The organism is Streptomyces sp. NPDC059355 (genome assembly GCF_042752335.1).
GTDB lineage: Bacteria > Actinomycetota > Actinomycetes > Streptomycetales > Streptomycetaceae > Streptomyces.
This window is the reverse complement of the sequence record NZ_JBHYXN010000019.1, coordinates 67,607-87,794: the sequence shown is the minus strand read 5'-3', so window position 1 is coordinate 87,794 and position 20,188 is coordinate 67,607. Positions and strand designations below refer to the sequence as shown.

At 73.3% G+C, this 20,188-nt stretch carries 16 protein-coding genes and 2 tRNA genes; 9 read left to right on the top strand and 9 right to left on the bottom strand.

The annotated features are described in order from the left end of the window. Nucleotides 1–92 precede the first annotated feature (92 nt). From ACFXGI_RS19725 to ACFXGI_RS19695, 7 genes are all read left to right on the top strand, one after another. A complete protein-coding gene (locus ACFXGI_RS19725) occupies nt 93–950 on the top strand; it encodes a phosphatase PAP2 family protein (RefSeq protein WP_384707978.1) in 858 nt (285 codons plus the stop codon). Next, a complete protein-coding gene (locus tag ACFXGI_RS19720; protein ID WP_384707975.1) occupies nt 889–2,034 on the top strand; it encodes a hypothetical protein in 1,146 nt (381 codons plus the stop codon). Before ACFXGI_RS19725 ends, ACFXGI_RS19720 begins: the two co-directional genes overlap by 62 nt. Continuing rightward, nucleotides 2,022–3,587 carry a hypothetical protein gene (locus tag ACFXGI_RS19715; protein WP_384707972.1) on the top strand — a complete coding sequence of 522 codons (1,566 nt, stop codon included), beginning with the start codon at nt 2,022–2,024 and terminating at the stop codon, nt 3,585–3,587. Before ACFXGI_RS19720 ends, ACFXGI_RS19715 begins: the two co-directional genes overlap by 13 nt. Further along, nucleotides 3,584–4,918 (top strand): AAA domain-containing protein, encoded by a 1,335-nt coding sequence (locus ACFXGI_RS19710; protein WP_384707969.1) that lies wholly within the window; start codon nt 3,584–3,586, stop codon nt 4,916–4,918. Before ACFXGI_RS19715 ends, ACFXGI_RS19710 begins: the two co-directional genes overlap by 4 nt. Before the next feature lie 84 nt (nt 4,919–5,002). Then, nucleotides 5,003–5,353: a hypothetical protein gene (locus tag ACFXGI_RS19705; protein ID WP_384707966.1), complete on the top strand. Its 351-nt coding sequence runs from the start codon at nt 5,003–5,005 to the stop codon at nt 5,351–5,353. 153 nt (nt 5,354–5,506) lie between these two features. Further along, complete coding sequence (locus ACFXGI_RS19700; protein WP_384707963.1) at nt 5,507–6,058, top strand: hypothetical protein; 552 nt, start codon at nt 5,507–5,509, stop codon at nt 6,056–6,058. A 19-nt stretch (nt 6,059–6,077) separates the two neighbouring features. Beyond that, nucleotides 6,078–6,151: transfer RNA gene (locus tag ACFXGI_RS19695), tRNA-Lys, on the top strand. A gap of 62 nt (nt 6,152–6,213) precedes the next feature. Here ACFXGI_RS19695 and ACFXGI_RS19690 read toward each other — a convergent pair. Further along, on the bottom strand, nt 6,214–7,407 hold the full coding sequence (locus tag ACFXGI_RS19690; protein ID WP_384707960.1) for a M6 family metalloprotease domain-containing protein: 1,194 nt from the start codon (nt 7,405–7,407) through the stop codon (nt 6,214–6,216). 388 nt (nt 7,408–7,795) lie between these two features. Here ACFXGI_RS19690 and ACFXGI_RS19685 point away from each other — a divergent pair, with 388 nt between their 5' ends. Continuing rightward, on the top strand, nt 7,796–9,628 hold the full coding sequence (locus tag ACFXGI_RS19685; protein WP_384707958.1) for a putative bifunctional diguanylate cyclase/phosphodiesterase: 1,833 nt from the start codon (nt 7,796–7,798) through the stop codon (nt 9,626–9,628). Between the two features lie 88 nt (nt 9,629–9,716). On the opposite strand, the gene ACFXGI_RS19680 is transcribed toward ACFXGI_RS19685, so the two are convergent. From ACFXGI_RS19680 to ACFXGI_RS19665, 4 genes are all read right to left on the bottom strand, one after another. After that, nucleotides 9,717–9,977, bottom strand: a complete 261-nt coding sequence (locus ACFXGI_RS19680; RefSeq protein WP_384707955.1) for a DUF397 domain-containing protein — start codon at nt 9,975–9,977, stop codon at nt 9,717–9,719. After that, nucleotides 9,937–10,785, bottom strand: a complete 849-nt coding sequence (locus ACFXGI_RS19675) for a helix-turn-helix transcriptional regulator (protein WP_384707952.1) — start codon at nt 10,783–10,785, stop codon at nt 9,937–9,939. Before ACFXGI_RS19675 ends, ACFXGI_RS19680 begins: the two co-directional genes overlap by 41 nt. Before the next feature lie 167 nt (nt 10,786–10,952). Beyond that, the gene (locus tag ACFXGI_RS19670) at nt 10,953–12,653 is read right to left on the bottom strand and encodes a glycosyl hydrolase family 18 protein (RefSeq protein ID WP_384707950.1); all 1,701 of its coding nucleotides are present in this window, start codon (nt 12,651–12,653) and stop codon (nt 10,953–10,955) included. A 254-nt stretch (nt 12,654–12,907) separates the two neighbouring features. Continuing rightward, nucleotides 12,908–14,050: an LLM class flavin-dependent oxidoreductase gene (locus ACFXGI_RS19665; protein ID WP_384707947.1), complete on the bottom strand. Its 1,143-nt coding sequence runs from the start codon at nt 14,048–14,050 to the stop codon at nt 12,908–12,910. A 229-nt stretch (nt 14,051–14,279) separates the two neighbouring features. Here ACFXGI_RS19665 and ACFXGI_RS19660 point away from each other — a divergent pair, with 229 nt between their 5' ends. Continuing rightward, nucleotides 14,280–15,038 carry an IclR family transcriptional regulator gene (locus ACFXGI_RS19660; protein ID WP_384707944.1) on the top strand — a complete coding sequence of 253 codons (759 nt, stop codon included), beginning with the start codon at nt 14,280–14,282 and terminating at the stop codon, nt 15,036–15,038. A 91-nt stretch (nt 15,039–15,129) separates the two neighbouring features. On the opposite strand, the gene ACFXGI_RS19655 is transcribed toward ACFXGI_RS19660, so the two are convergent. The 4 genes from ACFXGI_RS19655 to ACFXGI_RS19640 all read right to left on the bottom strand — a co-directional run bounded on the left by ACFXGI_RS19655 (nt 15,130) and on the right by ACFXGI_RS19640 (nt 20,181). Further along, a tRNA-Lys gene (locus tag ACFXGI_RS19655) sits at nt 15,130–15,203 on the bottom strand. Nucleotides 15,204–15,274: 71 nt separating this feature from the next. Continuing rightward, nucleotides 15,275–16,960 (bottom strand): AMP-binding protein, encoded by a 1,686-nt coding sequence (locus ACFXGI_RS19650; protein ID WP_384707941.1) that lies wholly within the window; start codon nt 16,958–16,960, stop codon nt 15,275–15,277. A 48-nt stretch (nt 16,961–17,008) separates the two neighbouring features. Further along, entirely contained in the window at nt 17,009–17,614 is a 606-nt protein-coding gene (locus tag ACFXGI_RS19645) for a lytic polysaccharide monooxygenase (RefSeq protein WP_384708119.1), read from the bottom strand. A gap of 182 nt (nt 17,615–17,796) precedes the next feature. After that, nucleotides 17,797–20,181 carry an SPFH domain-containing protein gene (locus ACFXGI_RS19640; protein WP_384707938.1) on the bottom strand — a complete coding sequence of 795 codons (2,385 nt, stop codon included), beginning with the start codon at nt 20,179–20,181 and terminating at the stop codon, nt 17,797–17,799. Nucleotides 20,182–20,188 lie beyond the last annotated feature (7 nt).

Genomic DNA, 20,188 nt, shown 5'->3' with positions numbered 1-20,188 from the left:
TTCGTAAGACTTTGGGCGATTGCGTCGTCCATCCATCATCCATCACATGAACACCAGGCAACCCACCCCGTCGCACAAGCGTCCTACCGCGTATGACTGATCGGCAGAAGCCCACCCGGTGGTGGGCCGAACTGCTGCTCCTGGGGCTCGTCTACGGCGCGTACACCGGTGGCAGACTCCTCGCGCGCGGCGACGTGCACCTCGCCGTCGGCCACGGGCTCGCGATCCTGCGGACCGAGGAGTTGTCGGGGCTCGACTTCGAACGGCCGCTCAACCGGCTCTTCTCCCGGCAGGGGCTGCTCGGGATACCCGCCGACTTCGTCTACGCCTCCCTGCACTACCTCGTCACCCCGGCCGTGCTGGTCTGGCTGTACCTGCGCAGGCCGCGGCACTACCGCAGCGCCCGCACCTGGCTCGTCGTCTCCACGCTCCTCGGGCTCGTCGGCTTCACCCTGATGCCCACCTGTCCGCCCCGGCTGCTGGACTCCGCACAGGGGTTCACCGACACGATGGCCCAGTACAGCGCGTACGGGTGGTGGGGCGCCGAGGCCAGTGCGCCGCGCGGGCTCGGGAGCCTGACCAACCAGTACGCGGCCATGCCGAGCCTGCACGTCGGCTGGGCCCTGTGGTGCGGGGTCCTGCTCTGGCGGCACGGGCGCCACCCGCTGCTGCGGGCGCTCGGCACCGCCTATCCCGCCGTCACCGCGCTCGTGGTCATGGGCACCGCCAACCACTACTTCCTGGACGCGGCCGCCGGAGCCGCCGTGATGGCCGCGGGGCACGCGATCGCCCGCCGGCTGCCCGCGCGAGCGGCCCGGCCACCGGCCCGAACAGCCGGTTTCCGCGGTACCGCCCCGATTGTCAGTGGCGGATGGGACACTTCCGCCCGTGAGCTCCTACCCGCCCAGCGGCCCGCCTCCGAAGACGACACTGCGGCAGCGGCTCGCTGACCTGCGCGGCCCCGCCGTGCCGCCCCGCCCGCTCGACGCCCGAGCGCTGGCGGCGCTCGCCGCCAACCCCGGGTGCGGCAGACGGGCCCTGCTCGACGGCGCGGGCGTGGACAAGACCGCCCTGGCCGCGGCCCTCGGCTCGCCCGCCGCCTTCGGCCAGTCGCAGTTCGCGATCGTCCGCGGGAACTCCTTCGAGGCCCGGGTCAAGGGCGACGGCGGGGCCGAGCTCCTGCGGCTCGTGCACGCGCACCTCGGCGCGGGCGCCGAGCCCCCCGGCCCGGACGCGCGCGTCCCCGATCTGACGGCCGCCGGGCCCGAGGGCCGCGCCGCCCGCACCGCGCTCGCGCTCCGCGAGGCGACCGCCGCCGGAGCCGCCTCCGGGGCGTGGACCCTGCTGGACCACCCGATGCTGGCCCTGGAGGTGGCGGGCTCCCCCGCCTATCTGGAGCCGGACGCCGTCGTCGTGCATCCCGACGGCCGCTGGACCGTCGTGGAGATCAAGTCGTTCCCGATGATCGACGGGGCCGCCGACGCCGCGAAGGTGGGCGCCGCCGCCCGGCAGGCCGCCGTGTACGTCCTGGCCCTGGAGAAGACCGCCGGGAAGCTGGCCTCCGCCGTGGTCGGGCACACCGTGCTGCTCGTCTGCCCGAAGGACTTCTCCAACCTGCCCGCCGCCGCGCCCGTCGACATCCGCCGCGAGCGGGCCGTGACCCGGCGCCAGCTGGAGCGGCTGACCCGGGTCGAGGAGCTGGCCGCGGCCCTGCCCGAGGGGCTCAGCTTCGACCCGGCGCGACCCGCCGCGGAGCTGACCGAGGCGGTCTCGGCCGTCTCCGCCGCCTACGCCCCCGAATGCCTGGCCGCCTGCGAGCTGGCCTTCCACTGCCGGGAGCGGGCCCGCGCCGCCGACGCGGTGACCGCGCTGGGCCGTTCCGTACGGGGGGAGCTCGGCGCGCTCACCACCGTCGAGGAGGCCCTCGCGGCGGCCGCCGGATCCGGCAGCCCGGACGACCCGACGGCGGCCTCGCTCCGCCACGCGGCCCGGCTGCGCGCCGAGGCCCTGGAGGCGGCCGCATGTCCCTGCTGAACACCCTCGCGCGACTGGAGGCCGTCCGGGCGGGCCGGGCCCGGCCGCTGGCGACCGTACGGCACCGGCATCTGAGCGAGCGCCCGCTGGTCCTCGTCCCCCTGACCACGGCGGGCGAGGCCGGGGCCCCGCTCGGCGCGCTCGTCGGCACGGATCCCGCGGAGCCGCGGCTGCTCGTGGTGCCGCAGCCGCGCGACCGGGACCTGCGCTGGGCCTTCCTCGCGGACCTGGCCGACGTGGTCCTGCCGTACCTGGACGGGTACGCGGACGACGTCGAGTACGTGGAGCGCACCGAGACCGACCCGGACACCGGCGCGAAGAGCAAGGTCGCCGCCGAGCTGTGCCTGGACGCGCCGCAGCTGATCGTGCCGAGCCGGGCCGGCATCGAGCACGTACGGCTGCTGGGGCGGTCGATGCGGTTCCGGCGGACGGCCGAGGAGGATCCGGAGAATCCGTATCCGGCGCCCACCCGGGTGCCGCTACTGGGGCGCTGGTTCACGCACCTCGGCGAGCGCTCACGGGTCCCGGGGGCCTCGATGCTGCTGTCGGCGACGGAGCTGCTCGGGCGGCACTGGGCCACCGGCCAGAGCAATCTGGAGGACCAGCACCTGGGCGCCCTGCTGGCGTGGATAGCCCCGCCGGAGGGGGAATCGGGTGCGGAGGCGGCCCTGCGGGCCGAACTGGGCCGCGACCGGGACGGGCGGCTGCTGGTGCCGCCCGCCGGACCGGCCACCGACCCGGCCTTCGACAACAAGCTGCTGGCCCCGGCGATGGCCCGCTACGACGCGGCGCGCGCCGCGGAGGACCCGAAGGCGGCGGCCCGCGCCGAGGCGGCCGTCCGGGAGCTCGTCGCGGAGCAGATGCGGCCCACCTGGCGGGCGGTCTGGCAGTCGCTGGAGCTGCTGCGCACGCTGCCGGCCGGGGAGCGGGCCGAGGAGCGCTGGACCCGCGACCGCTGGTCGTACACCGGCCACCGGGACCGGGTCCGGGCGGGCGAGCCCCCGCAGCCGCGCCGGGACGACGTGGTGACGGCGGCGCAGAAGCTGGCGACGCGGGAGACCGAGCAGGTGCGGCTCGACGCCCAGGAGGCGCTGGACGATCCGCTGGTGATGGCGGGCCGGCGGCTGTCGGGCGAGGCCTTCGCGGGCGAGGTCACCGAGGTCGTGATGGAGTGGACGGAGTCGAAGCGGCCGAGTCCGCGCCCGCTGGTGACGGTGGCCACGGAGGACCGTCCGCAGCTCGCGGAGGGCGGCGGCGGCAAGGTGTTCCGCTCGCTGGAGGGCCGCCCGCAGGCGGCCCTGTTCGTCCGTTTCGAGGCGGACGGGCGGCTCGTGCTGCGGCTGCTGGACAAGATGGGCCGCGGCAGGGAGCCGGAGCCGGGCTCGGTGCCGGAGAAGGGCGACCGGATCTGCTGGACGCTGTTCGAGCACGACGCGCGCGGCGGACCGAAGCTGCCGGACCCGGAGAAGACCCCGTGGACGCACGGCGGCCCGCCCGGATCCGCGACCGCCACCCCGCTTCCCGACGCCGTGACGGACGAGGACATCCTGTGAGCACCGCATTCGACCCGGGGGCCGCGGCCGCCGAGGCGACCGCCGCCATCCTGCGCGACACCCTGTACGGCAGCGAGCGCGGCGTGGTCGTCGACTCCCCGCCCGGTGCCGGCAAGTCCACGCTGGTGGTGCGGGCTGCCCGCGAACTGGCCGCGGCCGGGCGCCGGCTGATGGTGGTCGCGCAGACCAACGCGCAGGTCGACGACCTGGTGCTGCGGCTCGCCGACAAGGATCCGGAGCTGAAGGTCGGCCGGCTGCACAGCAGCGAGGGCGACGCCTACGATCCGGCGCTGCGCGAGCTGCCCTCGGTCACCCTCTCGGCGAAGCCGAAGGACCTCGCGGAGCTGCCGATCACGATCTCGACGGCGGCGAAGTGGGCGTACGTGAAGGACGCGGAGCCCTGGGAGCACGCCATCGTCGACGAGGCGTACCAGATGCGCTCGGACGCGCTGCTGGCCGTGGCCGGGCTGTTCGACCGGGCGCTGTTCGTGGGCGACCCGGGGCAGCTGGACCCGTTCAGCGTGGTCGGCGCCGAGCAGTGGGCCGGACTGTCGTACGACCCTTCGGCGAGCGCCGTCAGCACCCTCCTGGCGCACAATCCGCAGCTGCCGCAGCACCGGCTGCCGGTGTCCTGGCGACTCCCGGCGTCGGCCGCGCCGCTGGTCTCGCGGGCGTTCTACCCGTACACGCAGTTCCGCAGCGGTACGGGCCCGGGCGAGCGGCGGCTGTCGTACGGGGTCGCCGGCGACGGCTCGGGGCCGGACCGGGTGCTGGACGAGGCCGCGGAGTCGGGCTGGGGCCTGCTGGAGCTGCCCGCGCGGCACACCCCGCGCACCGACCCGGAGGCCGTACGGGCGGTGGCCCTGGTGGTCCGGCGGGCGCTGGACCGGGGTGCGGTGACGGCGGACGAGCAGTCGAAGGCGCCGTCCCCGCTGACCGCCGACCGGATCGCGGTCGGCACGGCGCACCGCGACCAGGCCTCGGCGGTCCGGGCGGCTCTGGCGGAGCTGGGCGTCACCGGGGTCACGGTGGACACCGCGAACCGGCTCCAGGGGCGGGAGTACGACCTCACGGTGGTGCTGCACCCGCTGTCGGGCCGCCCGGACGCGACGGCGTTCCACCTGGAGACGGGCCGCCTGTGCGTACTGGCCTCGCGGCACCGGCACGCCTGCGTGGTGGTGGCCCGGGCGGGGATAGCGGAGCTGCTGGACGACCACCCGTCCACGGAACCGGTCCAGTTGGGCGTGACGGTGAAGTTCCCCGACGGCTGGGAGGCCAACCACTCGGTCCTGGCCCACCTCGCGGAACACCGGGTGCCCTGGAAGCCGTGACGGCCCGAAGGCGGCGCTCTTGCGCGGCGTTGGACAATGGAGGGTGGCCCGGAAGGATCCCGAACGCGCAGCAGGAGGACACGCATGGCAGAGCCCGAGCGGACGACCGAGCGGAAGCCGCGGCCCGCGCCGCTGCTCTTCGAGCCCTCGGAGGCCGCCACGGACCCGGAACACTTCTTCGACCTGGAGTCGATCGAGGACCCGCGGGAGCTGCTGGCCCGCGCCACCGAGCTGACGCTCGCCTTCCGGGCGGCGCAGGAGCGGGCGGTGGAGTTCCAGGCGCTGGCCGCCGCGCAGCTCGCCGATCCGCGCCGGTTCGACCGGCTGCCGCCGGCGGAGATCGCCGCGCAGGCGGACTGGACCGAGGACTACGCGCTCAAGATGATCGAGTTCGGCGAGTCCCTCCAGCGCGGAGCCGGCCCGGACACCCCGTGACCCACCGCCGGGTGCGGCGGATGCACGGCGGATATCACCCTCGGCGTCGCACCTGGCATATGCGGGGCGCAACATAGCCCACTGTCCCCCGCCCTGTCCCGATTTTCCGTAACTCCTGGAAACGGGCCCGCTACGCCCGGTAGACCGGTCCGCATGACGACGCTGACGACGGCACCCGCCTGCCCCGCCCCGCACGCAAGCACCGCCACCCACGTCACCCCGCAGGGCGCCGCCTGGCTCGCCTCCGCGTCCGCGCACCCGCACAGCACCCTCGCGCGCTGGGAGGCCCGGGCCACGGCCCCCGCCGTGCTGCCCTGCGGGACCGCTTTCGACGTCGTCAACGTCCCCCTCGTCCTCGGCCGCCGCATGCTCGACCTGCTCTGGGCCGAGGGTCCCGGCTCCGGGCCCGTCGCCGTGCACCGCGGGCGGATGCTGCTCTTCACCTCCACCGGGACCGCGCACCGCCTCCCCGCGCTGCTCGCCTGGGAAGAGTGGGGCGCCTCCGTGCCCGCGCCGCTGTGCCACGGCCGCGGCGACGCCGTCACCGTGCCGCCGCTGGACGCCGTTCCCGGCCCGTCCCGCTGGGTCGTCGCCCCCGACACCCGCACCCCCTGGCTCCCCGGGCCCGAGGCACTCCTGTGGGCGTACGTCCGCGCCGCCCGAGCTGCGGATATCGATTTTTCCTTCCGGCCGTCTCCCTGCTAATGTCTTCCACGTCAGACAGGCGCCGCTAGCTCAGTTGGTTAGAGCAGCTGACTCTTAATCAGCGGGTCCGGGGTTCGAGTCCCTGGCGGCGCACAGACGGAAGAAGGCCTCCACGCGAGTGGGGGCCTTCTTCGTCGTGCCGACGAGCCGGGGCACTAGGTCGTGATCTTGACCGTGTACGCGCCGGACGGGGTCCGGTCCGCCACCTCGATCCTGATCCGCTCCCCCGGCACCGTGAACGCCTCGCCCACCTCCAGCGGCGCGTCCGCCAGCGGCGGGTACACCGAGCGGTCCCAGCAGGCCTCCGAGTCCGGGTGCCCGTCCAGCACCTCGATCGGCCCGCCGCCCGACGCCGCCTCGTTGCGCACCCGGTAGACCAGGACCCCCTCCGTACAGGTGTCCCCGTCGTTGCCGGCGGAGCCCCGCGCCTCGACCGCGATCGCGCTGCCGGGGCCCGTACGGATCACCGCGAGCCGGGTCCCGCCCGTGGCGCCCGGGGCCGGGGCCTGGCCCAGCGGCAGCAGGGTGTGCAGCGAGGACCCCGACTGCACGCAGTCCACCTGCGAGGAGTCCAGCCAGCCCAGCTTCCACTTGTGCCAGGCGAACAGGTCCGGCGCCATCCCGAACTGGCTGCCCATGACGTCCCAGTCGCCGACGTAGGTGTCCCAGTCGCCCTTGCCGTCGCTCGGCCGGTGGTAGAGGTCGGGCAGGTCGAAGACGTGCCCGGTCTCGTGCGCCAGTACGTTGCGGTCCGGCGGGTGCCGCTCGAAGACGGTCACGATCCGCCGCAGGTCCGTCCCGTCCGCCCGGATCGGCCGGTCGAAGTTGACGACCTTGGTGGCGTCCGAGTCCACTCCGGGCGCGTCCGGGTCGGCGACGAAGTACACGACGTCGTACTGCGAGAAGTCCACCTCCCGGTCGGCGGCCGCGACCGCGTCCCGCAGGTACGCCGCCCGGTCGTGCGCCGCCCAGTCACGCTGTATCCCGTACGCGGTCGACGGCTTGGGCATCTGGATCCACCGCTCCTGCGGGTGCGGTTCCAGACGGAACCTCCCGTACGAGGCCCGCTCGAAGAAGTCGCTGGTGGCGGGGAAGTAGTCGCCGGTCAGCTGCTCCGTCGTGAGGCTGGTCCGGTGGTCGGGGAAGGAGAGGAAGACCATGACCGCGTGGAGGGTGCGCTGCGGCCTGGGGTAGGCGCGGTTCCAGGTGTCGAGGCCCAGGGAGTGGTGCGCCGACGTGCGGGTCAGCGCGCACGGCCCGGCCCCGGTAGCGGCGACCGCGGGACCCGCGACGAGCGACATGGCGGCGAGCGCCGTCAGGGAGGTGAGCGCGGCCGCCGTGCTTCTCATGCGGGAGCGTTCCACTCCCCCGGGTGTCTGCTGTCGCGGCACATCGACCTCCGGTGGTGGATTCGTACCATCTCGCTCCACCCTGAGGGGATTGTCTTACTAATGCCCTGTTCCGCTGCCCCACAAGAGTGAGCACTACGGCAAGCCGGTGACCCCGGGGGTTCACCCACATGCCTACAGAACGTCACGACCGATCACGGGAGATCAACAGGGAACTTTCGCTGCTCAGAGCCGTGCAGAAACGATCGCCCGGGATGCGGTCGGAGAGGCGTCAGCACGCCGAAGTCCCGTGCCCCGCACGGCGACGCCGCTGGATAGGCCCGTACGGTGCCTCTATGATCGGCACACTTTCCTGCACGGACACTCACGAGCACTGCGGGAGCCAACGGTGAGCGGAACCTCAGAGGGAACCGGTTCGGCGGCCGACAGCATCCGATCGGCCATTACGGAGCGTCACCAAGCAGTGCCGGTCATGCCGCCGGCGCCGACCCGCACCGCGTCCGAACTGCGCGATTACCGGGCAGCCTTCAACGCGGCCCACCTCGCGATGGCCGTCGTCGACCGCTCCGGCCACGTCGTCGCCGCCAACGCGGCGCTGGCCGGGCTCCTCGGGACCGAGCCGCACGCGCTCGTCGAGCAGCGCGCGGCCGATCTGGTCGACCTGGGCGCCGAGGCCCGTACCTGGCAGGCGTACCAGGAGGTGCTCCGCGGCCGGCAGGCCCGGCTGCGCTGCACCCGCCGGCTCAAACACCCCGACGGGCACTCGCTGTGGACCGAGGTCACCCTCGGGCCCGTGCCCGGCACCCGGGACGTGCTGCTGTCCGTCGCCGACATCAGCGACCGCCGCGACCTCCAGGCCCGGCTGCGCCACCTGCAGATGCACGACCCGGTGACCCGGCTGCCCAACCGGGCGCTGTTCTTCGAGCGGCTCTCCGCCGCCCTGGAGGCCTCCTCGTACGAGCAGGGCGGGACCGGCCGGATCGGCCTGTGCTACCTCGACCTCGACGGGTTCAAGGCCGTCAACGACACCCTGGGCCACCGGGTCGGCGACCGGCTGCTGACCGCCGTCGCGGCCCGGCTGACGCAGTGCGCCGACCAGTCCGGCTACGGGCGCACCGGCGGGCACCTCGTGGCGCGGCTCGGCGGCGACGAGTTCGCCCTGCTGGTCGAGGACTCCACCGGCACCGAGCAGCTCGCCGACCTGGCGCGGAGCGTACTGAACGCCGTCCAGGAGCCGTTCGACCTGGCCGGGCAGCGGCTGTCGGTCTCGGCGTCGATCGGCGTGGTGGAGCGGGCCGCGGACGGGACCTCGGCGACCGGGCTGATGCAGGCCGCGGACACGACCCTGTACTGGGCGAAGGCGGACGGCAAGGCCCGCTGGACGCTGTTCGACCCGGAGCGCAACGCACACCGCATGACCCGCCAGGCGCTGACCTCGACGCTGCGGCCGGCCGTGGAGCGGGGCGAGTTCGCGCTCGAGTACCAGCCGCTCGTGGACCTGGAGAGCGGGGCGGTGCGCGGGGTGGAGGCACTGGTCCGCTGGAACCACCCGCAGTTCGGCATCCTGACGCCGAATCGGTTCATCGGCATTGCGGAAGAGGACGGCTCCATCGTCCAGTTGGGGCGATGGGTGCTGCGGACCGCCTGCCGGCAGGCCCGGCGCTGGCAGATCGAGCAGCCCAGCGACACCCCGGTCTTCGTCTCCGTCAACGTGGCGGTCCGCCAGGTGTGGGATTCCGACCTGGTCGGCGACGTGGCGGAGATCCTGGCCGAGACGGGGCTCGCCCCGCAGCTGCTCCAGCTGGAGCTGACCGAGTCGGCGGTGATGGGCTCCGCGGGCCGGCCGCTCCAGGCCCTCCAGGCGCTGAGCGACATGGGGGTGCGGATCGCCATCGACGACTTCGGCACCGGGTACTCGAACCTGGCGTACCTGAGCCGGCTGCCGGTGTCCGTGCTGAAGCTGGACGGCTCCTTCGTACGGGGCTTCCGCTACGAGGAGGGCACCCACCCGAACCCGGCCGACGAGACCATCGTCGAGGCCCTGGTGCAGCTCGCGCACCGGCTGGGGCTGACGGTCACGGCGGAGTGCGTGGAGACGGCCGGGCAGGCGGCCCGGCTGCGGCGCGTCGGCTGCGACACGGGTCAGGGCTGGCTGTACTCGCGCGCGGTGGCCCCGGAGCTGATCGCCGAGATGATCGGCACCCGCCCCGGGGCCGCCTGAACCCTGCGGGGCGGTGCAGGGGCCGCTGCGCGGAGCTCTTCTCCCCGCCCCGCCCTTTCTCCGTTTCCCCGGGCTCCGCCCGGACCCCTCAGAGGCTGCGCACGAAGGCGGCGAATGCCGCGGGGGCGACGGTGAAGGCGGGCCCTTCGGGGTGCTTGGAGTCCCGGACCGCGACACCGCAGGGCTGGGCGGCCACCTCGACGCACTCGCCGCCGTTGCTGCCGCTGTACGAAGCCTTACGCCAGGCGGCGGAGCCGAGGGGGGCGCACTCGACGCACTCACCGCCGGTCCCTCCGCTGTAGCTGGACTTACGCCACAACGCGTCCGTCAGGTGCTGAATGGTCCCCATAACGTTCCTCTCGTACGCGGGCGATCAGCGCCGCCGACTCCTCCACGGAGAGCGCCGTGGCCTGCAGATGATCGTAGCGATGCGCACAGTCTCTGGCCGTCTCCGGATTCGCCTTCACGTGGGCCGAACCGTAGCTCTCGGCGTAGACGACATCCGGGTCGCGTTCGAACCTCAGGACAGTGAACGCGCCAACGGTTGCCGGGTGTTGTCCGGCGCTGAACGGGAGGATCTGGATCCGCACCTCACGCCGGTCTTGAAATTTCAGCAGCTGGTCCAGTTGCTCTCGCATTATCTCGCGGCTGCCGAACGGGCGGTGCAGCACCGCTTCATCCAGAACTACCCACACGAGCGGCGGGGCCTCTCGGCTGAGGATGCGCTGACGCTCCAGCCTCGCGGCCACCGCCTCATCGAGCTTCTCCCCCCACCCCGCGTGGAGGACCGCTCGGGCGTACTCCTGCGTCTGCAAGAGCCCGTACACCAACTGTGGTTGGAAAGAGGAGATGTGCGTCGCCCTGGCCTCCATCTCCGCGAACGCCTGGAACCATGTCGGCAACTGGCTCCGCAGCACCAGGCCCACCAGACGGGAGAACACCCCACCGGTGCCCAGCGCCGCGTCCGCCCGTTCCGAGAAGTCGCGGGTAGGGACCCTGCGGCCGTTCTCAATCATGCCGATCAGGGAACCTGTGCAGAAGACGATGGCGCCCAGCTGCGCCTGGTTGAGGTCGGCTTCCTCTCTCAGTCGACGCAGCTCGAAGCTGTAGTAGTCCAGCGGCGAGGCGCTGGGATCGATGTCACGTGCCTGGGCCAAGGGACGGTCACCCCATCGAAACGCGGGTCGGATTCACCTGTGGCCGAGCGTAGCGAGACCGCCACGGAGCGGTGTCCGGAATCCGGCAACCATGTGACACACCTCCGCCCCGCACCGGGGGAACCGGGTGCGGGGCGGGGTGCCGCTCGGCGCGGGGTGGGGGGAGATCAGCAGGCGCCGAGGTCCTTCCAGACACCCCACTCACCCGTGGTGCCCGGGGTCTCGTTCTGCGTCCACCACTGGGCCTTGTACTTGCGGCCGCTGTAGGAGACTTCCTGGCCACCGGTGTAGACCGTGCCCGCGACGTACGCCGGGGTCGAGCCGCAGCCCGTGGTCGGCGGGGTGGTCGGCGGCGTCGTGGGCGGGGTGGTCGGCGGGGTCGTCGGAGGCGTGGTGGGCGGCGTCGTCGGGGGCTGCGTGGTGCCGCCGAGGGCGTCCGAGATCTGGTTCAGCAGCGTGGTGTTGTTGTCCAGGCCGAGCAGGGAGTACATCATCGCTCCGGCCAGGCCGCGCTGCTTGCCGTAGTCGACCCGGGCCTGGACGGACTTCTGGTTCAGGCCGGTGAAGAACTCGCCGTCCTTGTAGAAGTACGAGGCCTTGGCCTGGTCGTCCCAGAAGGTGCTCGCCGGGTTGTCGACGATGCCGCCGAGCTCCTTGTAGTTGGCGATGCCGGCCTGCTGGCTGGTGGGCCGGGCGCCGGAGGCGCCGGTCGCGGGCTGCGCGAGGCCGCCCGCCGTCCCCGCGGGGACGCCCTTCCAGCCGCGGTAGTAGAACTCGTAGCCCAGCGTCAGCTTGTTGGCCGGGAAGCCGCCGGCGATGCCGTAGGCCGGCTTGCCGTCGATCCAGGAGTCGATGGCGTTGTCGATGCTGTACTTCTCGGTGCCCGGGGCGATCGGGTCCGTCGGGTCGTTGGCACCGGAGTACAGCGGGGACTGGTGGTACGTCGGCCCGTCGCCGTCCCAGGCGCCGTGCATGTCGTACGTCATGATGTTCGCGTAGTCGAGGTACGCGCCGATCTTGTCCGTCTCGATGTACTTGATCTTGTCCTGGCCGGCCGGGAGGGCCGAGGTCAGCAGGTACTTCTTGCCGCCGTTGGCCGCGCCGTACGCGTCGAGCTGCTCGCGGAACTCCTTGAGCAGGAGCGTGAAGTTCTGCTTGTCCTCGGGGGCGTAGTGGTTGCCCAGGTGGCCGCCGGAGGAGCCGGGGTACTCCCAGTCGATGTCGATGCCGTCGAAGATGCCCGCCGCGCTGCCCGCGCCGCCGTAGCCGCCCTCGACCGGCAGGTTGCCCTTGATGTACTGGTCGATGCAGGAGGAGACGAGCTTCTTGCGGGAGGCGTCGGTCTTCGCCGCGTCGCTGAAGTACTTCGAGTACGTCCAGCCGCCGATCGAAATGTTGATCTTCAGGTTCGGGTACTTGGCCTTCAACTGCTTGAACTGGTTGAAGACGCCGACGATCGGCTGGTCCCACTTGTCGGCGACGCCGCTGACGCTGTCGGCCGCGCCGAAGGACTTCTGGTAGTCAGCGTACGAGTCGCCCGCGCCGTCACCGGCGTTCGGGTTGTTGTCGTCGCCGGCCGCCTTGTTCGCCTCGAAACAGGTGAGGTTGGTGGGGTGGATATTGCCGAACGAGTAGTTGATGACGTCCAGCTTGCCCGCTATGCCGCGGGTGTCGAGGTGCTTGGGATAGAAGGCGTTCCCGTACACGCTCCACTGGTCGTAGTACGCGATCTTGACGTTGCCGCCTGCGCCCGCGGTGGTGGCCGCGTCGGCGGCCTGCGCGGTGCCGAGCCCCGCGAAGCCGGCCAGCGCTCCGGCTGCCAGCGCGGCCGTGGCGGCGGCCGCGATGAGGGGTTTACGGATGTGCATGAACTGCCTCCGGGGGGTGGGAGGGGGAAGCGAGAGGTTCGGGTGGGAGAAGTGATAGCGATCATCCGAGGCCCGAGTCAATGGTTTGGACCAAAGAAGGACTAGACCAATCGCGGGGTAAATCCCCTAGTCAGAGGCTTGCACGCGCACGAAAAACCGCCCGCCACACCGGGTGACGAGCGGTTTAAGGCTGCCTTATGGCCATCTCCGCGCAAGGTTCCGGCAACAAACCAGCCGGACCGCCCTCCGTGCGGTCAATCAGCTCGGGGCGCCTCCACCGGCATCTTGTACGCGTCCGCGACCAGTTCGTACGAGCGCAACCGGGCCGCCCCGGCGTGGGCGTTGGCGGTCAGCATCAGCTCGTCGGCGCCCGTCCGCTTCACCAGGCCGTCGAGACCGGAGCGGACCTCGTCGGGGGTGCCGTGGACGACGTTCGCGAGCCAGCCGTCCACGAACTCCCGCTCCAGCGGGGAGAAGCCGTACGCCGCCGCCTCCTCGGGCGTCGGGATCAGGCCCGGCCGGCCGCTGCGCAGCCGCAGCATCGACAGCGCGCCCGTGAGCACCTGGGCCCGGGCCTGCCCGTCGGTGTCGGCGGCGAGCGCCGACACCCCGATCACGGCGTACGGGGCGTCCAGCGCGGCCGAGGGGCGGAAGTTCTGGCGGTAGAGGTCCAGCGCGGGCAGAGTGCCGGCCGCCGAGAAGTGGTGGGCGTACGCGAAGGGCAGGCCGAGCTCGGCTGCGAGGCGGGCGCTGAACCCGGAGGAGCCGAGCAGCCACAGCGGCGGCCGCCCGGTGGGGCCCTGCACGGGACCCGGCACCGCGTGGACGCGGGCGTAGGGGTGCCCGTCGGGGAAGTCGTCGTCGAGGAAGCGGGTGAGCTCCACGAGCTGCCGGGGGAACTCCTCGGCGGCCTCGTCGAGGCGGCCGGACCCGCGCAGGGCGGCGGCCGTGCGGCCGTCGGTGCCGGGCGCGCGGCCGAGCCCGAGGTCGATCCGGCCCGGGGCGAGCGCCTCCAGGGTGCCGAACTGCTCGGCCACGGCGAGCGGCGCGTGGTTGGGCAGCATGACCCCGCCCGAGCCGAGCCGGATGCGGGAGGTGTGGGCGGCGAGGTGGGCCAGGATCACCGCCGGAGAGGAGCTGGCCACGCCGGGCATGGAGTGGTGCTCGGCGACCCAGTGGCGGTGGTAGCCGCGGGACTCGGCGAGGCGGGCGATGTCGACGCTCGTACGCAGGGAGGCGTAGGCGCTGCTACCGCTGCCGACCGTGACGAGGTCGAGCACCGAGAGCGGCACCGGCGCATCGCCGCGTATCGCGCCCCGGATCGGATCCGCACGGCCTCCGCGATCTTCGCGGCCGTCCCCGTCCGCAGCCCGACCCGCGTCCCCGGTGTCACTCATCGTCGCTCCCGCCTCGCTTCGCCGTCCGTACGAAGAACTCGAACCATCGGCGGCGCGCGGGCATTCCCGGCACCCTCGGACAGTGGGTGTGACCTTGGCATATGCCAGCGGCGCAGATGGAGCCGGAGGGACGTGAATGAGCCATCAAACTCCTCAACAGGCGCTCCACGTGGGCCTCTTGATGGCTATCGTGGTAAGGCAAGCGGTAACAACCTGCTAGGGGGAAACCGTGGCGCTGAAGCCCGAGCCGACCGCGCCGTTCCACTCGGTGCAGTACGCCCTGCGCGTACTCGAAACGATCGCCCGCCACACCGGCGGTGTGACCGATATACAGATCGCGCGCGAGACCGGCCTGCCCGCGGTCCATCTCGCGCCCATGCTCCTCATGCTGCGCCGCGAGGGGTACGTACTCCAGGTGTCGGACGGCGCCTACGCCATAGGCGACTCCCTGGTGCTCCTCGGCTCCGGCATGGACAGGCAGCAGGCCCTCCAGAACAAGCTGCAGGAGACCCTGGACCGGCTCCGGGACTCGGTGGGCGCGGCGGTCTACATCAGCCGGTACGTGGACGGCGAAGTGAAGATCACGCAGTTCGCGGACAGCCCGCGCACCCCGAAGGTGCACGAGTGGGTCGACTTCCGCTCCGCGGCGCACGCCAGCGCGGTCGGCAAGTGCCTGCTGACGCAGCTCGACCAGAACGGGCGGCGCGACCACCTCTCGCGGCACAAGATCGCCCGGCTCACGTCGAAGACGATCGTGAACGAGCGCATCCTCTTCTCCAAGCTGGACGCCCAGCCGGCCACGGTTCCGGTGCTGGACCTGCAGGAGTACGCGGTGGGCACCGTCTGCGCCGCGGTACCGATCACCGCCGGGGCCGCGGTGGGCTGCCTGGCCCTGTCGATGCCGGTCGAGCACGCGCACCGGCTGCGGGCCGCGGCCGAGGCGCTGAACCGGAAGGCCGCGCCCCTGCTGCTGTCGCTCACGCTCTGAGCCGCCGGGGGGTCCGAGCCACCGGGGGGGGAAGAGTACGGGAAACACTTCGGGCGGTTCCCGGTGAACCGGAAACCGCCCGAAGTACAGGTGCGCCGCCAGGGACTCGAACCCCGGACCCGCTGATTAAGAGTCAGCTGCTCTAACCAACTGAGCTAGCGGCGCCTGACAGAGAAAATACTACCTGGTCCTCAGGAGTGCTCAAAACCAATACCCGCGTACGCCGGGATCACGGATCAGCGCTCCAGGAGCTCCCCGCGCCCGTGCGCCGCGTACGCCGCCAGCAGACCGTCGAGGTCCGCCGGGCCCAGGTCCCGGTAGCCGGAGCCGCCCGGCGGGGACCACCACACCGGGTCCGGGCAGCGGAAGCCGGAACGGCGCAGGGCGGCCCGGTGGATCTTGTTGGTCGCCGTCGTCGGCATCGACTCCACGATCCGGACGTAGCGCGGGGACATCTTGGTGCCCAGGTCCGGCTGGGCGGTCAGGAACGCGGAGAAGGCCTCCGGCGAGAACCGCTCCCCCTCCTCCAGGGCGAGCGCCGCCATCACCTGGTCGCCGGCGGCCTCGTCCGGCACCGCGTACACGGCGACCGCGGCCGCCGGGGACCAGCGCGCCAGGATGTTCTCGATCACCGCGGCGGCGAGGTTCTCGCTGTCGACCCGCAGCCGGTCGTCCGTACGGCCCGCGAAGTAGAGGAAGCCGTCCGCGTCACGGAAGAAGAGGTCGCCCGTCCAGTACCAGCCGTCGCGGGTGCGCGCGGCCTGCGCCTCGGGGTTGCGCCAGTAGCCCTCGAACAGGCTCCGGCCGCGGTTGACCAGCTCGCCGATGGCGGCCGAGCCGTTGAGCAGCCGCCCCCGCCCGTCCAGGACGGCCGGCGGGCATTCCGCCCCCGTCTCCGGATCGATCACCGCCAGGTCGTCCCCGGCCCCGGCCCGGCCCAGGGCGCCCGGCGGGGTGTCCGGGGTGCGCTGTACGGAGGCGCCGCCCTCGGTGGCCCCGTACCCCTCCACCAGCCGGACCCCGAACCGCTCGGCGAAGCGTGCCGCGTCCACCGCGCCGGCCTCGGTGCCGAAGCCGAGGCGCAGGGTGTGCTCGCGGTCGTCGGGGCGGGGCTCGGTGGCCAGCAGGTACTGGACGGCCCGGCCGACGTAGGTGAAGTACGTCGCCCCGTACGCGCGGACGTCGGAGAGGAAGGCGGAGGCGGAGAAGCGGGGGCGCAGGGCCACGGACGCGCCCCCGGCGAGGGCGGGCAGCCAGTCGGCGATGACGGCGTTGCCGTGGAAGAGCGGCATGCAGACGTAGTGGACGTCTTCGGAGGTGACCGAGAACTGCCGGGCCAGGGAATCGGCCGCGGCGGCCAGCCGGCCCTGGCTGCAGACGGCGGCCTTGGGGGCGCCGGTGGAGCCCGAGGTGAAGTAGAGGAGGAAGCGGGAGCCCGGGGCGGGGGCGGCGAGCGCCGCCTCGCCCGGCTTCGCGCCCGCGTACGGGGCGAGCAGGGCGGCGTACTCCTCGGAGTCGGTCACGAGGATCCGTACGCCGGGCAGGTCGAGCCCGCGCAGCAGCGGCAGGTGGGCGTGCTCGGTGACCAGGATCCGGCAGTCGGTGTGCAGGATGTCGCGCGCCAGTTCGGGACCGCGCCGGGTGGGGTTGATCCCGGCGACGGCGGCCCCGGCGAGGGCCGCCGCGCCGAGCCAGAACGGGAACTCGGGGGTGTTGTCGAGCAGCACCCCGATGTGCGGTTCGGTGCCCTGGTCCGCCGGCAGGAGGTCGACGAGCAGCGCGGCGCGCGCGGCGGCCTCCTGGGCGGTCCGGTGGCGGCTGAGGACGGCGGTGTGCGTGCTGCCGCCGTACATCAGCCCCGGCCGGTGGTCGCCCCATTGGCGCGCCATGAGCTCCGCGACGGTTTCGGGTGTCGTCCGCATGCCGCCGGAGGGTAGCTGACGTCTCGTCAGAAATGAACGGCCCGAGGGTCAGAACTGGACGTCGGAGCAGGAGTAGAAGGCCATGGGGGTGTCGTTGACCGTCCAGACCGCCAGGATCATGTGCCGGCCGGTCTTGCCGCTCGGCATCGTGCCCTGGTGGACGGTGGTCATGGCGGGCCGGGCGCCGTTGTAGGCGACCGTGAGGAAGGGCTGGGACTCCAGGGACGCGCGGGTGAGGGGCTTGGTGGGGTCCCAGCCGTTCTTGGTGACGTAGTACTTGAAGTCGGTGGTGGAGTGGTTGGCGGTGAACTGCCAGCGGAAGCCGTAGCCCTGCCCGCCGGTCACCTTTGTGGTGGGCCAGGCGCCGCCGCGCGGGTCGTCGAGCTGCGCGAACTCGCCGTGCCCGCCGGAACATATCTGGCCGTCGGCCGGACCGGCGGCCGGGAAGCCCTTGTAGCCCTCGACACTCTGCGGCTCCCACTGGATCGGGCCGCAGTCGAGGACGGTCTTGTTGGCGCAGAGCTTCTGGCGGCTGATGGGGGTGTCCGTGTAGCCGTGACTGCTCGCGGTGGGGGCACTGAGCAGCGCCAGGCCGGCGATGACGCCGAGGCCGAGCGTGGCGGCGCCGGCTCGTCTGGGCAGGTGAACGGGCATGCGGATGGGACGCATGATGCTCCTTGAACGTGGGGGGAGTCCGATGAGAGCGTGCGCACGCGTGGGGATGTAGGTCTAGACCAAGTATCAGGCTATTGACGGGAGTTGGCCATGTCCAGACCAATGGAAGAACGGGTGGCCCGGCAGATGCCGGACCACCCGTTCTCCGTCAGCTGCGCCTGCTACTCGGGACGCCCGGTGTAGAAGGCGACGGTGAGGTCCTTCACGAGCGCCTTGCGCTCGTAGTCGTCGAGCTCGACGAGCCCGCGCGAGGTCAGCCGGTGGACGGTGTCGTCGACCGCGTCGACGACCGAGGTCAGCACCGTGTCCCGGTGCTTGGCGTCGATCGCCGCGACCCGGCGCCGCCGCATGGCCTCGGCGACCTCGGGGGCGTACTCGATCCGGGTCGGCTGGGCCGAGTACACCTCGATCCCGACCGCCTCGGTCTCGGTCGCCAGCATCCGCGTCAGCGCGTCGCCGACCGCCTCGGAGTCGCGAAGCGTCGGGGCGTCCTCGTGGAAGGCGTCGGCGGGCAGCTGGGACAGGACCCGGGCCATGGCCGATTCGACCTGCTCGGCGAGGTACTCGGTGTGGTCCTCGACGGCGAGGGTGGCCCGGGCCGTGTCCTTGACCTGCCAGACGACCTGGACGACGACCATCAGGGCGAGGCCGCCTGAGTCCACGGCGGGCATGGGCTCGCTGCGCCAGTGGCGCAGCCGGACGTCGACGCGGCGGCGGAGCAGGAGCGGACTCACCCAGGTGAGGCCGGTACGGCGGACCGTGCCCCGGTAGCGGCCGAAGAGGGTGAGCACCCAGGCGTGGCCGGCCTTGGCGCGGCCGAGTCCGCCGAGCGCGAGGAGCGCGACGATGCCGAGGAAGGCGAGCGGAGGCCAGTGGGTGGCGCGGAGCCCCTGGTAGGCCCGGGGAGTCGCACCGAAGGCCGCCACGAAGGCGGCCGGGACGGCCCCGGCCCGCCAGAGCACCGCCAGGCAGCCGCTGAGCGCGAGGGCGCCGACGCCGACACCGACCCAGCCGGGCAGCACGGGCCCCCGGTGCTCGCGCAACCGGTCGTCCCCGCGCGGCACCCGCCGCCCGGGCTCGGACCGCGCCGCGCGAGGCTGCGCGGCGGGGGCGGGAGCCCGGGTGGGCGCCGGGGACGGGGCCCCGGCCGGGCGGGACTCCGCGGGGAACGGCAGGTGCAGCGGCACCGCGGTGACGGCGCCCCCGCGCCCCTCCGTGATCCGCGGCAGATCCTCTGTGTCCCCCGCCGCCAACCCGCGCGCCACGGCCCGCGCGACGATGTCCCCCACCGCCGGCCCGGGGACCGCGCCGGACAGGGGCTCGGGCTCGGGACCGGGCTCGGGCTCGGGACCGGGCTCGGGCTCGGGACCGGGCTCGGGCTCGGGACCGGGCTCGGGCTCGGCGTCGATCCCGTCGTGCGGCTGGGGTACGCACGGGACCTGCGCCCCGGGCTCGCAGGCGTGCGCGGCACGCGATCCGGCGTCGCCCTCCCGCGCGGCGGGCGGCCACGGCTCGCCGTACCGCTGCGCGGGGCCGTCCGCCTCGGGACCGGCAACGGGCCAGACCTGGCCGGGCCGGGCCCGGTAGCCGCCCTGCAGCACGGGCTCGCCCCCGGCCTCGTCGTGGGGCCCCGGGGCCCGGGGCCCGGCTTCGGCGTGCGGGGCGGCGGGGGCGCCGTACCCGTGCGCGGGGCCGTCGGACGGCGGCTCCGTACCGGGACCGGCCGGGGTCGCCGGTTCGGCCCGCAGGCGGAGGGTGGGCACCGCCGGGTGCGAGTGCGCCGCAGGGGCCGGTACGGAGAGCGGCGGCTCGGGCTCCAGGCCGTACTCGGCACGGTCGCCGGCCCCGGCCAGCGCGTGCACCGGCTCGGGCTCGACCCGGATCCGGGCCGCCGGGACCTCGCTCCAGGAGCTCTCCGCCGCCGGCCGCCCGTGCGGCAGGGCGACCATCCTGGCCGGAACCCCGGCAGCCGCCCGCAGGACCGGCTGCTCGGCGCCCGCGGCCGGAATCACAGCCTCCGGAGCGCCCTCGGCCTCGGCCCCGGAGGGAGCCGGAACCGCCGCGCCGGGCACCTGGCCCGCCGAAATCCCGGACTCGGGACCGCCCTGGGCCGCGTACGGCGCCGGAACGGCCGCCACGGCCGAAGGCTCCACCTCCGACCATGACCGGTCCGCGTGCGCGTGCGCCGTCGCTGCCGCTGCCGCCGTCAGTGTCGGCGTCGGCGTCGGCGTCGGCGTCGGCGTCGGCGTCGGCGTCGCGGGCAGGGTCGCGGGCAGGGTCTCGGCCGGAGCCTCGGAGGGGGCCGGAATCACCGCCGCGACCGGGAGCGGGGCGGTGGGACCGGCCTCGGCCGGGAAGCCGGCCCGCTCGGGCCGAGCCTCCGGCCAGACCTCGATCGGGGCCGCGGGCGGGACCTCGGGCGGGGCCGGCCGGGAGGGGAGGGGCGGGGCGTACAGGTCGCCCGTGGCGCGCAGCGCCGGGGCTTGCGGGGGCGCTGGCGGGACCCGGAAGGTGCCCGTCGTCGAGGTGGTGCGCGTGGGGTACATCGTTGCC

What these genes read in the sequence shown, in the direction of transcription:
- ACFXGI_RS19640 (WP_384707938.1), bottom strand. Translation starts at nt 20,181, where the DNA reads ATGTACCCCACGCGCACCACCTCGACGACGGGCACCTTCCGGGTCCCG.
- ACFXGI_RS19715 (WP_384707972.1), top strand. Translation starts at nt 2,022, where the DNA reads ATGTCCCTGCTGAACACCCTCGCGCGACTGGAGGCCGTCCGGGCGGGC.
- ACFXGI_RS19725 (WP_384707978.1), top strand. Translation starts at nt 93, where the DNA reads ATGACTGATCGGCAGAAGCCCACCCGGTGGTGGGCCGAACTGCTGCTC.
- ACFXGI_RS19665 (WP_384707947.1), bottom strand. Translation starts at nt 14,050, where the DNA reads ATGAGTGACACCGGGGACGCGGGTCGGGCTGCGGACGGGGACGGCCGC.
- ACFXGI_RS19705 (WP_384707966.1), top strand. Translation starts at nt 5,003, where the DNA reads ATGGCAGAGCCCGAGCGGACGACCGAGCGGAAGCCGCGGCCCGCGCCG.
- ACFXGI_RS19645 (WP_384708119.1), bottom strand. Translation starts at nt 17,614, where the DNA reads ATGCCCGTTCACCTGCCCAGACGAGCCGGCGCCGCCACGCTCGGCCTC.
- ACFXGI_RS19670 (WP_384707950.1), bottom strand. Translation starts at nt 12,653, where the DNA reads ATGCACATCCGTAAACCCCTCATCGCGGCCGCCGCCACGGCCGCGCTG.
- ACFXGI_RS19680 (WP_384707955.1), bottom strand. Translation starts at nt 9,977, where the DNA reads ATGGGGACCATTCAGCACCTGACGGACGCGTTGTGGCGTAAGTCCAGC.
- ACFXGI_RS19700 (WP_384707963.1), top strand. Translation starts at nt 5,507, where the DNA reads ATGACGACGCTGACGACGGCACCCGCCTGCCCCGCCCCGCACGCAAGC.
- ACFXGI_RS19650 (WP_384707941.1), bottom strand. Translation starts at nt 16,960, where the DNA reads ATGCGGACGACACCCGAAACCGTCGCGGAGCTCATGGCGCGCCAATGG.
- ACFXGI_RS19690 (WP_384707960.1), bottom strand. Translation starts at nt 7,407, where the DNA reads ATGAGAAGCACGGCGGCCGCGCTCACCTCCCTGACGGCGCTCGCCGCC.